The 10,856-nt window shown below is 43.8% G+C and carries 11 protein-coding genes; 4 read left to right on the top strand and 7 right to left on the bottom strand.

The genetic code is table 11. The features are described from left to right. On the bottom strand, positions 1 to 268 hold a 268-nt coding region (locus LH47_RS12995; RefSeq protein ID WP_043968188.1), incomplete at its 3' end, for a UPF0236 family transposase-like protein. A 250-nt stretch (positions 269 to 518) separates the two neighbouring features. Between LH47_RS12995 and LH47_RS12990 the strand changes: the two genes are divergently transcribed. Beyond that, a complete protein-coding gene (locus LH47_RS12990) occupies positions 519 to 899 on the top strand; it encodes a DUF1885 family protein (protein ID WP_043968190.1) in 381 nt (126 codons plus the stop codon). On the opposite strand, the gene LH47_RS12985 is transcribed toward LH47_RS12990, so the two are convergent. The 5 genes from LH47_RS12985 to pdhA all read right to left on the bottom strand — a co-directional run bounded on the left by LH47_RS12985 (position 887) and on the right by pdhA (position 6,039). After that, complete coding sequence (locus tag LH47_RS12985; RefSeq protein WP_043968186.1) at positions 887 to 1,123, bottom strand: hypothetical protein; 237 nt, start codon at positions 1,121 to 1,123, stop codon at positions 887 to 889. The genes LH47_RS12990 and LH47_RS12985 overlap by 13 nt on opposite strands. Before the next feature lie 79 nt (positions 1,124 to 1,202). Then, positions 1,203 to 2,615 (bottom strand): dihydrolipoyl dehydrogenase, encoded by a 1,413-nt coding sequence (gene lpdA / locus LH47_RS12980; protein WP_043968184.1) that lies wholly within the window; start codon positions 2,613 to 2,615, stop codon positions 1,203 to 1,205. 4 nt (positions 2,616 to 2,619) lie between these two features. Beyond that, complete coding sequence (locus tag LH47_RS12975) at positions 2,620 to 3,903, bottom strand: dihydrolipoamide acetyltransferase family protein (protein WP_043968182.1); 1,284 nt, start codon at positions 3,901 to 3,903, stop codon at positions 2,620 to 2,622. A gap of 48 nt (positions 3,904 to 3,951) precedes the next feature. After that, positions 3,952 to 4,929, bottom strand: coding sequence for an alpha-ketoacid dehydrogenase subunit beta (locus LH47_RS12970; protein ID WP_043968180.1), 978 nt, complete (start codon positions 4,927 to 4,929; stop codon positions 3,952 to 3,954). A 3-nt stretch (positions 4,930 to 4,932) separates the two neighbouring features. Next, complete coding sequence (pdhA, locus tag LH47_RS12965; protein WP_043968178.1) at positions 4,933 to 6,039, bottom strand: pyruvate dehydrogenase (acetyl-transferring) E1 component subunit alpha; 1,107 nt, start codon at positions 6,037 to 6,039, stop codon at positions 4,933 to 4,935. A gap of 381 nt (positions 6,040 to 6,420) precedes the next feature. On the opposite strand from pdhA, the gene def reads away from it, so the two are divergent. Continuing rightward, entirely contained in the window at positions 6,421 to 6,975 is a 555-nt protein-coding gene (gene def / locus LH47_RS12960) for a peptide deformylase (RefSeq protein ID WP_043968175.1), read from the top strand. Positions 6,976 to 7,010: 35 nt separating this feature from the next. Here the strand turns inward: def and LH47_RS12955 are convergent, their stop codons facing one another. Further along, positions 7,011 to 7,787, bottom strand: a complete 777-nt coding sequence (locus LH47_RS12955; RefSeq protein ID WP_043968173.1) for a Cof-type HAD-IIB family hydrolase — start codon at positions 7,785 to 7,787, stop codon at positions 7,011 to 7,013. Positions 7,788 to 8,541: 754 nt separating this feature from the next. On the opposite strand from LH47_RS12955, the gene LH47_RS12950 reads away from it, so the two are divergent. Continuing rightward, positions 8,542 to 8,757: a DNA-dependent RNA polymerase subunit epsilon gene (locus tag LH47_RS12950; protein WP_021094462.1), complete on the top strand. Its 216-nt coding sequence runs from the start codon at positions 8,542 to 8,544 to the stop codon at positions 8,755 to 8,757. Beyond that, positions 8,754 to 10,421, top strand: a complete 1,668-nt coding sequence (gene rnjA / locus LH47_RS12945; RefSeq protein WP_043968171.1) for a ribonuclease J1 — start codon at positions 8,754 to 8,756, stop codon at positions 10,419 to 10,421. Before LH47_RS12950 ends, rnjA begins: the two co-directional genes overlap by 4 nt. Positions 10,422 to 10,856: the final 435 nt, after the last annotated feature.

The following is a 10,856-nucleotide window of genomic DNA, read 5'->3' as shown; positions in this document are numbered from 1 at the left end:
GTTCGGCATCCAGCAAGAAGGTATACGCCCCCGCCTGCCGATCATAGTAGTAGTTCCGTCGAAACGTCACTTCTCCAAACAGCGTTTGGATCGTGGTCGGCCGTTTGTCTTTCAGCTGATACCGGCGCTTGTCCCGCGCTTCCGCCAGTTGTTGATCAATCTCCTCCAAAAGGGCCGCCAACAAGACAGCGAACACCTTTTGAAGAGTTCTGACTAATTGTTCCTCCAGCTCTTTTAATAAAGGCCATTCTGTGGTAACATGTTTCATGGACTCTCTCCCTCCTGTTTTATTGATGTTGGTCATCACCATCATAGCAGGGAGAGAGTCCTTTTTGCATGACATTTGCTTTTTTCTACCGCGCTTCGCTTGGTGGCCCCGACGAGCGTCGCGAACAAAAGTTCGCAACCCTCGTCGGGGAATCATTCCTGAATGTCACCCACAAATATTTTACTCACACTTTTTTCATATATATCCATGATAAAATGAAAGTGATTTCAAAATGTTTGAGGTGAAAAAAATGGCTCATACAGCTACCATTGAACTTGTCCCTGCATCAACATGGGAGACGGTCACGTTAGAACAATGCAAACAACTGCTTGAACAATATCGAAACATCGCGCAAAAAACGGGTGAACAGCTCGCGTGGGAATACGCCCAATCCGCTTTTCCATATGACATCGTCACAAAAGAAGACGGCATTTTGTTAGTCGGAAAAGAGGATCGCTATCATATGATTGAATGCCGCGTGCACGACCGTGCTGTACAGTTCGTCTTACCAAAACAAGCGACGCACGGCGATAAAGGAAAAGCGAACGAACTATGCAAATTTTTCGCCAAACAAATGGCAGGAAAACTGCATTTATTTAATGGGCGCATCATGTATTATTATAAAAGATAAGACCAAAAAAGCTTGCGGCAAACGAAATAGATGGCAATCGTCAATAAGGTTGTCCAACATGCGCGCTTTTTCGTTAAATGCAACCGAAGCGCAAGCAAAAAAGCAATATATATGAATATGCCAAATAATAACGCCTTAAAAATAAAATGGTCATGCGCCGATCTCCATTCGATAAATGAAAACAAACTCCATATAATCATTTGAAGTAAAAAGACGATATACATATGTTCACACACCCCTTATGAACATCATATGATCGTCTTGAAAAAATCATGAAAAAAGAGGACGGCGAAGCCATCCTCTTTATTTGTTAATAATATGAATTGGGCTGCCGAGCGCCACTTCTGCCGCTTCCATTGTAATTTCTCCAAGCGTTGGATGAGCGTGGATCGTCATCGCAATATCTTCTGCTGTCATGCCAGCTTCAATTGCTAAACCGAGCTCAGCGATCATATCTGATGCATTCGGGCCGACAATTTGCGCTCCGATAATGACGCCATCGTCTTTCGTTAAGACGAGCTTTAAGAAGCCGTCTGTTTCGTTTAACGCAAGGGCACGGCCGTTTGCGCCGAACGGGAATTTCGCTGTAATGACGTCAATTCCTTCTTCGATCGCTTGTTTTTCAAAGTAACCGACAGATGCGCATTCAGGGTCAGAGAAGACGACAGCTGGAATCGCTAAGTAGTCAATTTCAGACGGATGACCAGCGATCGCTTCTGCTGCAATTTTTCCTTCGTATGATGCTTTATGCGCAAGCGGTGGACCTGCAACGACGTCACCGATCGCATAAATGTTCGGTACGCTTGTGCGGCATTGTTTGTCAATTTCAATTAAGCCGCGCTCCGTCATTTTCACGCCGATTTGTTCAAGTCCCATTTCTTCCGTGTTCGGACGGCGACCGACTGTGACAAGCACGTATTCTGCGTCAACCGTTTTCGTTTCGCCGTTTACTTCAAATGTTACCGTTACGCCGTCTTCGCGCTCTTCGACACCTTTCGCAAGAGCGTTTGTAAAGACGTCTACTCCTTTTTTCTTTAAGCGGCGGCGAACGACTGCGCTCATTTGCTTTTCAAAGCCAGATAAAATTTCATCCGCACCTTCTAAAATCGTAATTTTCGTTCCGAAGTTTGCGTATGCTGTTCCTAATTCTGTACCGATGTAACCGCCGCCGATGACGACCATCGATTTCGGAATGTCCGATAAGTTTAATGCACCGGTTGAATCAAGCACGCGCTTCGAAAATTTAAACGTTGGCAGCTCGATTGGGCGAGAACCTGTTGCGATAATGGCATTTTTAAATTTGTACGTCTGCGCGCTATTTTCTGTCATGACGCGAACGGTATTTTCGTCCACGAAATACGCTTCTCCGCGCACGATTTCAACTTTATTTCCTTTTAATAACCCTTCGACACCGCCTGTTAATTTTTTTACGACACCCGCTTTCCACTCTTGCACTTTCGCAAAGTCAACTTTTACGTTTTCTGAGAAAATACCCATATCTTGTGAATGTGTCGCAATTTCGTAACGGTGACCTGCAGAGATGAGCGCTTTCGATGGAATACATCCGACGTTTAAGCACACTCCACCAAGGTTTCCTTTTTCAACGATCGTTACTTTTTGACCGAGTTGCGCTGCACGAATGGCTGCAACGTAACCGCCAGGACCTGCACCGACGACGAGAGTTTCTGTTTCAATTGCGAAATCGCCTACTACCATCGCATTACGCCTCCATTAATAATAATTCAGGATCGTTTAATAAACGTTTAATATGATTTAACGCGTTTTGCGCTGTTGCACCGTCGATCATACGGTGATCGAAGCTTAACGACAACGCTAATACTGGAGCGATGACAATTTCACCATCGCGCACGATCGGTTTTTCTGAAATGCGGCCGATACCTAAAATCGCTACTTCTGGATGGTTAATGACCGGTGTAAACCATTGACCGCCTGCTGAACCGATGTTTGTAATTGTGCATGTTGCACCTTTCATTTCGTTTGGCATTAATTTACCTTCACGCGCTTTTGTTGCGAGTTCGTTAATTTCTTTTGCGATCGCAAAAATCGATTTGCGGTCCGCATGTTTGACAACAGGAACGAGCAAGCCTTTATCTGTGTCCGCTGCAATTCCGATGTTGTAGTAATGTTTATGAACGATTTCTTCTGTTGCATCGTCAATCGATGTGTTCAGCGCTGGATATTCGCGAAGCGCAGACGTTAACGCTTTAACGACATATGGCAAGAACGTTAACTTAATGCCTTTTTGCGCAGCCACATCTTTAAACTTCTTACGATGCGCAACAAGTTTTGTCACATCGACTTCGTCCATTAATGTGACGTGCGGTGCTGTATGTTTCGAGTTCACCATCGCTTTCGCAATCGCACGACGAATGCCGCTCATTTTTTCGCGTGTTTCTGGGAACTCGCCTTCTAATACAACCGGTTGAGCTGTTGGCGCTGCTTTTTGTTGTTGTGCTGGCGCAACTTTTTCTTCTACTGCTTGCGCTTTCGCTTCTGTTTGTGGCGCCGTGCCGCCTGCTAAATATGCGTCAATATCTTGTTTTAACACGCGACCGTTTTTGCCTGTTCCTTGAACGAGGCGAATGTCAACACCTTTTTCACGCGCATATTTGCGCACAGATGGCATCGCGATGACGCGTTTTTTCGGCTGTGCTTGTGCCACTTGCTCTTGTTTTACTTCTTCTTTCTTTTCTTCTACTTTTGGCTCATCGCCATGATCGCCTTTGAACTTTAAGTTTTCGTATCCCGGCGCATCAAATTTAATTAACGTTTGACCAACTGTTGCGACTGTTCCTTCGCTCACTAAAACTTCTAATACTTTTCCTTTTACTGGAGATGGAATTTCGACAACTGCTTTATCGTTTTGCACTTCGCAAAGTACGTCGTCTTCGTTTACTTCATCGCCCGGTTTCACAAACCATTTGACAATTTCACCTTCGTGAATTCCTTCACCGATGTCCGGTAATTTAAATTCAAATGCCATGTATCTCAACCTCCTATTTCTTAAATGTGGAGGGGACATTCCCCTCCATTAAAACGTCATTACTTTTTTCACTGTTTCGATGACATCTTTAAAGTTCGGTAACCATACTGGCTCTGCTTGTGAGAATGGATATACTGTATCAGGTGCCGCTACGCGCAATACTGGCGCTTCAAGGCTAAGAATCGCACGTTCGTTAATTTCTGCAACAACGTTTGCCGCAATACCTGCTTGTTTTTGCGCTTCTTGTACAACGACTGCGCGGCCTGTTTTTTCAACTGATGCGATAATTGTTTCAATATCTAACGGTTGAACCGTGCGCAAGTCTACGACTTCAACAGAGATGCCTTCTTTTTCAAGCTCCGCTGCTGCTTTTAACGATTCATGTACCATTGCACCGTATGTGATGACTGATACGTCTGTTCCTTCACGTTTAATGTCCGCCTTGCCGATCGGAATTGTATATTCGCCTTCTGGCACTTCTTGGCGGAACGAGCGGTACAATTTCATATGCTCTAAGAAAATGACAGGATCGTTGTCGCGAATAGCTGAAATTAATAATCCTTTCGCATCATATGGCGTTGATGGGATGACGACTTTTAATCCCGGCTGTTGGGCGACAAGCCCTTCTAAGCTATCTGCGTGTAACTCTGGCGTATGTACGCCGCCGCCAAATGGCGAACGAACAGTAATCGGCGCATGGAAACGCCCGCCAGTACGATAGCGCATGCGCGCCATTTGACCAGAAATTGAGTCCATCACTTCATATACGAATCCGAAAAACTGAATTTCAGGCACAGGACGGAATCCTTGTAATGCTAAACCGATCGCTAAACCGCCAATTCCTGATTCTGCAAGCGGTGTGTCGAATACGCGATCTTCGCCAAACTCTGCTTGCAATCCTTCTGTCGCGCGGAATACCCCGCCGTTTACACCGACGTCTTCACCGAACACGAGAACGTTCGGGTCTTTGCGCATTTCTACGCGCAACGCATCCGTGATTGCTTGAATCATTGTCATTTGCGCCATTGCTTATTTCGACTCCTTTTCTTTGTAGATTTCGTATTGTTCTTTTAAAAACGCAGGCATCTCTTCGTACATGATCGACATTAAGTCTGTCACTTTTTGTTTTGGTGTTTCGTCCGCTTTCTTAATCGCTTCTTTAATGTCTTCTTTCGCTTGTTCAATGACGCGATTTTCTTCTTCTTCGCTCCATAATCCTTTGTTTTCTAAAAACTTGCGGAAGCGAACGAGCGGATCTTTTTTCTCCCATTCGTTTTCAAGTTCTTTTGAACGATAGCGCGTCGGGTCGTCTCCCGCCATCGTATGTGGACCGTAACGGAAGCAAAGCGTTTCAATTAACGTTGGACCTTCGCCGTTAATCGCGCGCTCGCGAGCGTCACGCACCGCCACATATACCGCAAGCGGATCCATTCCGTCTACTTGAATGCCCGGAATACCTGCGGCAACCGCTTTTTGAGCGATTGTTTTTGCGGCAGATTGTTTTTCGACTGGCGTTGAAATCGCAAAACGGTTGTTTTGAACGATAAAGATCGCTGGCGCGTTAAATGCACCGGCAAAGTTCAATCCTTCGTAGAAGTCCCCTTGCGATGCACCGCCGTCACCTGTATATGTAACTGCGACCGCTTTTTTGCCACGTTTTTTCATACCGAGCGCAACGCCGGCTGTTTGAATAATTTGGGCACCGATAATAATTTGTGGCGGCAACACATTGACACCTTCAGGAATTTGGTTGCCGTGGAAATGACCGCGTGAAAATAAAAATGCTTGGTAAAGTGGTAAACCGTGCCAAATCATTTGTGGAACGTCACGATAGCCCGGTAAAATGAAATCTTCTTTTTCTAACGCAAAATGGCTCGCTAATTGGCTCGCTTCTTGTCCTGCTGTTGGGGCATAGAAGCCGAGACGTCCTTGACGGTTTAATGAAATGCAACGTTGGTCAAGCACGCGCGTGTATACCATGCGGCGCATTAATTCTTTCAATTGCTCATCTGTTAAATTTGGCATCGCCGCTTCGTTTACGATTTCGCCTTTTTCATTTAAAATTTGAAATGTCGGGAACTGCTCAGCGACTTTTTCAAGTTGCTTTTTCACATCAAATAGGGGTTTTTTACCCATTTTGTTCACCTCATCCTTTCTTTTCAAAACGTAAAATGATGCACCTTTTAATTTGCCCAAAAACGGTTTCTTTTTACCACACGTTGTGTATTGAAAGCTGTATTAATGAGAAAAGCAAGTGTGATTAATACAACTGTTTTTTTACATCTTTCAGTTTACACCGTTCGACAACGCTCGTCAATCAGTTTGCTTGCAACGTTCTATGCAAAAATGAAAATTAGAAAATTTTAACTGTGTTATGAATCTGTTATACTATTTTTCTTCAATCTGTATTATATCTGTTTTACAACGTGGATATATATGTTTCTCACGCAATTGCACTTTTTTATTCCATCCTTCATAATAAAAATGGTTGACAATGCGAGTAGGGAGTGAAACAACGTGATTACGATGAAAGATATTATTAAAGACGGTCATCCGACGTTACGAAAAGTAGCTGAAGAAGTGCCGCTTCCCCCATCCGAAGAAGATCGCCGCATTTTAGCGAGCTTGTTGGAATATGTAAAAATGAGCCAAGATCCAGAATTGGCGAAAACGTATGGGCTTCGTCCGGGCATCGGCTTAGCTGCGCCGCAAATTAACGTCTCGAAGCGCATGATTGCGGTGCATGTGACGGACGAAAAAGGAACGTTACATAGCTATGCGTTATTTAATCCGAAAATTGTAAGCCACTCCGTTGAAATGTGTTATTTAACGAGCGGAGAAGGCTGCTTGTCTGTGGACGAGCCGATCCCCGGCTACGTTCCTCGCTATATGCGCATTACCGTCACCGGAACGACACTTGAAGGAGAAACGGTGAAGCTACGTTTAAAAGGATTGCCTGCAATTGTGTTTCAACATGAAATCGACCATTTAAACGGCATTATGTTTTATGACCATATTAATAAACAAAATCCTTACGACGTACCAGCTGACGCCATTCCGATTGAACGTTAAGAAAAGCACAAAAAGGTGTCCATTTCGGACACCTTTTATTTCAACAACCCGAGCTGACGTAAACCGAATAAAATGCCATCTTCATCGACCGGTTTTGTAACGAAATCGGCTACTTTTTTCGCTTCTTCATGTCCGTTCCCCATCGCTACCCCTGTCCCGACAAAACGCAACATTTCCGTATCGTTTAACCCGTCGCCGAACGCATAGACGTTTTCGCGTCGAATGCCGAGCTTGCCAATCATTTTTTTTATTCCTTCTGCTTTCGAGCCTCCATACGGTAAAATATCTGTAGATACCGCATGCCAGCGCACAAAATGAAACGTTGGAAAAGCCGTTACGTACGGCTGTTCTTCTTCCGGCTTACAAAACAAAAGCGCTTGGTAAATATCGTTTTGTTCGTAGTACGTTTCATCGTATGGCGGATGGGCGAATTTTAAGCTTCCCATGCTTTCGTGAATGTATGGATGATCGGCTACACTTGCACGCATCGTGTCGGCGTCCATAAAAATAAGCGGATGTTCATTTGCATGCGCCATTTGTTTTAATGCGTGAAGCCGTTCGCGATCAAGCGGTTGATTGTAAATCACTTCTTTTTCAAAAACGACATATTGTCCGTTAAAGCTAACAAACGATTCGATACCAAGCTTTTCCCGAAGCGATTCAAACATAAACGGCGCTCTTCCGGTGGCGATCGCTACATATACCCCTTGTTTTTTTAATTCATGTATCGCTTCATATGTCGATTCCGGCAACTGTTTATCATGATCTAACAACGTTCCGTCAATATCAAAAAAGACGATCTTTCTCTCCATGTTTCTCGCGCTCCTCGTGTAAAAGTTCACAAACTTACCGTAACGGAATTGCGCCATATTGTCAACGAAATGGTTAGCAATCTCTTCACCACAAGTTAAACGAATTTATCAAAAACAAGTGAATTCATCATACAAATATCAAAAGAAGGGAAAAGGTAGAAAGGAGCGCTTTTGATCAAGCGCTCCATTGAAACTTCACTTTATTTCATTCGTCACTTTCGAATTGCAATTCGGGTAATCGGAGATTTGAACATCACCATATCATCATTCACACCCGCATCAAGATTGGGTGACAAAAACTTTTTGCCATGTTGATGTACTTTTTCACTCATCAAAAAACGTTTCACTTTAATGAACGGGTAAAACATTTGAATACATGATTATTTAAGAAACATCTCGTCCGCTATGCATACAGTAGTAAATCGGTTAAAACAATGTATATTTTCCCATGAAAAATTTGTCGATCATCTTCTTATAATAAATCATAGAGAAGACATTTACTTTCCTGTAAAATCGGATACAATAAAAGTGAGGAGTGATGCGTCATGTTGAAAAAGTTGAAACGCAAGCTGCTCAAACAATGGAAAGAACTTTTGCGCAGAAAATCGATTGCATAGTTGTACGAGCCCTTCGGTTGAAGGGCTTCTTTTCAATTTTGTTTCCCATTCCACACTTTTTATATATAATAAGAAAAGCGGAAAACGCTCGGGGCTAACACTTTTTTTAAACAAATGATGAAAAGGAGAGATGGACGTTGATTTTTAAAGTGTTTTACCAAGATACGATCGATGAAGTACCTGTAAGAGAAAAAACGAAGACGCTATACATTGAAGCAGATAGCGAGCGAGATGTGCGCCGAAAATTACAAGACCGTCATATCAATATTGAATACATTCAACCGCTCGAGGGAGCACATTTAGCGTACGAACAACAAAACGCTCATTTTCACGTATTGGAGATTAAACAATGAACATGTTAAAAAATAAGCAAGTCGGTGTTTTCGCTCTCGGCGGTCTAGGCGAAATTGGGAAAAATACATATGGCGTGCAATATGAAGATGAAATCATCATCATTGATGCCGGCATTAAATTTCCGGAAGACGAGTTGCTCGGCATCGATTACGTCATCCCTGATTACAGCTATTTAGTGAAAAATGCGGAAAACATTAAAGGGTTATTTATTACGCACGGACATGAAGACCACATCGGCGGCATTCCGTATTTGCTTCGCCAAGTGAACGTCCCGATTTACGGCGGCAAATTGGCGCTTGGACTTATTCGCAATAAACTAGAAGAGCACGGATTGTTGCGTCAAACGAAACTGATCGAAATAAAAGAAGACGACGTCATTTCGTTCGGAAAAACAGCGGTCACATTTTTCCGTACAACGCACAGCATTCCAGATAGCTACGGCATCGTCGTCAAAACGCCGGTCGGTCAAATCGTGCATACGGGCGATTTTAAATTCGACTTTACGCCTGTTGGCGAGCCAGCGAACTTAACGAAAATGGCCGAAATCGGAAAAGAAGGCGTCCTTTGTTTATTGTCCGATAGTACAAATAGCGAAATTCCGCATTTTACAATGTCGGAACGGCGCGTCGGTGAAAGCATTCACGACATTTTCCGAAAAGTGCAAGGGCGCATTATTTTTGCGACGTTCGCTTCGAACATTCACCGCCTGCAACAAGTGACGGAAGCCGCTGTATTAAACAATCGAAAAATCGCCGTATTCGGACGAAGCATGGAAGCGGCTATTGAAATTGGACAACAGCTCGGCTACATTAAATGTCCGAAAGATACGTTTGTCGATGCGGCGCAAATTAATCGCCTCCCTGCCCATCGCGTCACGATTCTTTGTACCGGAAGTCAAGGGGAGCCGATGGCAGCGTTGTCGCGCATCGCTAACGGGTCGCATCGTCAAATTCAAATTATGCCGGGCGATACAGTCGTCTTTTCGTCTTCGCCAATTCCGGGCAATACCGTGAGCGTCAATCGCATCATTAATATGCTTGCGCGCGCGGGAGCGGAAGTCATTCACGGACCGCTTAGCGACATTCATACATCTGGTCACGGCGGACAAGAAGAACAAAAATTAATGATTCGCTTAATGAAACCGAAATATTTTATGCCGATTCATGGCGAATATCGCATGCAAAAAATGCATGTGAAACTTGCGGTCGATTGCGGTGTCCCAGAAGAAAACTGCTTTATTATGGACAATGGAGATGTGCTCGGCATTAGTGAAGAAGGGGCAAACATCGTCGGCAAAATTCCGTCCGGTTCCGTATATATCGACGGAAGCGGCATTGGCGATATCGGCAACATCGTCTTGCGCGACCGCCGCATTTTGTCAGAAGAAGGATTAGTGATCGTCGTTGTAAGCATTAATATGAAAGAAATGAAAATCGCTTCCGGACCAGACATTATTTCACGCGGATTCGTCTATATGCGTGAATCCGGCAACTTAATTAGCGATGCGCAACAACTGATTGCTAAACATTTACAACAGCTACTTGAACAAGGAACAAATCAATGGTCGGACATTAAAACAGAAATTACCGATACGCTCGCACCGTTTTTATATGAAAAAACGAAACGCAAGCCAATGATTTTACCAATTATTATGGAAGTATAAGAAAGAAGGTGCCCGTTTGGACACCTTCTTTTTATTCTCCAACAACTTCGCTTTCAAATATTTTATTGGGATGAGTGAAATGTTTGTATGAGGAAAAAGACAGGTTTTTTGTTCGGTATAATAAGGAATTTAACAAGTGTGTGAGTAAAATATTTGTGGGTGACATTCAGGAATGATTCCCCGACGAGGGTTGCGAACTTTTGTTCGCGACGCTCGTCGGGGCCACCAAGCGAAGCGCGGTAGAAAAAAGCAAATGTCATGCAAAAAGGACTCTCTCCCTGCTATGATGGTGATGACCAACATCAATAAAACAGGAGGGAGAGAGTCCATGAAACATTTTACCACAGAATGGCCTTTATTAAAAGAGCTGGAGGAACAATTAGTCAGAACTCTTCAAAAGGTGTTCGCTGTCTTGTTGGCGGCCCTTTTGGAGGA

Source organism: Anoxybacillus thermarum (genome assembly GCF_000836725.1).
GTDB classification, from domain to species: domain Bacteria; phylum Bacillota; class Bacilli; order Bacillales; family Anoxybacillaceae; genus Anoxybacillus; species Anoxybacillus thermarum.
Note: the sequence above shows the minus strand (reverse complement) of the source record. Positions and strands in the feature narration are given on the sequence as shown.

Excerpts from the sequence above, each read along its gene's own strand:
- LH47_RS12990 (WP_043968190.1), top strand. The coding sequence starts at position 519 with ATGGCTCATACAGCTACCATTGAACTTGTCCCTGCATCAACATGGGAG.
- LH47_RS12985 (WP_043968186.1), bottom strand. The coding sequence starts at position 1,123 with ATGTATATCGTCTTTTTACTTCAAATGATTATATGGAGTTTGTTTTCA.
- lpdA (WP_043968184.1), bottom strand. The coding sequence starts at position 2,615 with ATGGTAGTAGGCGATTTCGCAATTGAAACAGAAACTCTCGTCGTCGGT.
- LH47_RS12975 (WP_043968182.1), bottom strand. The coding sequence starts at position 3,903 with ATGGCATTTGAATTTAAATTACCGGACATCGGTGAAGGAATTCACGAA.
- LH47_RS12970 (WP_043968180.1), bottom strand. The coding sequence starts at position 4,929 with ATGGCGCAAATGACAATGATTCAAGCAATCACGGATGCGTTGCGCGTA.
- pdhA (WP_043968178.1), bottom strand. The coding sequence starts at position 6,039 with ATGGGTAAAAAACCCCTATTTGATGTGAAAAAGCAACTTGAAAAAGTC.
- LH47_RS12955 (WP_043968173.1), bottom strand. The coding sequence starts at position 7,787 with ATGGAGAGAAAGATCGTCTTTTTTGATATTGACGGAACGTTGTTAGAT.
- rnjA (WP_043968171.1), top strand. The coding sequence starts at position 8,754 with ATGAACATGTTAAAAAATAAGCAAGTCGGTGTTTTCGCTCTCGGCGGT.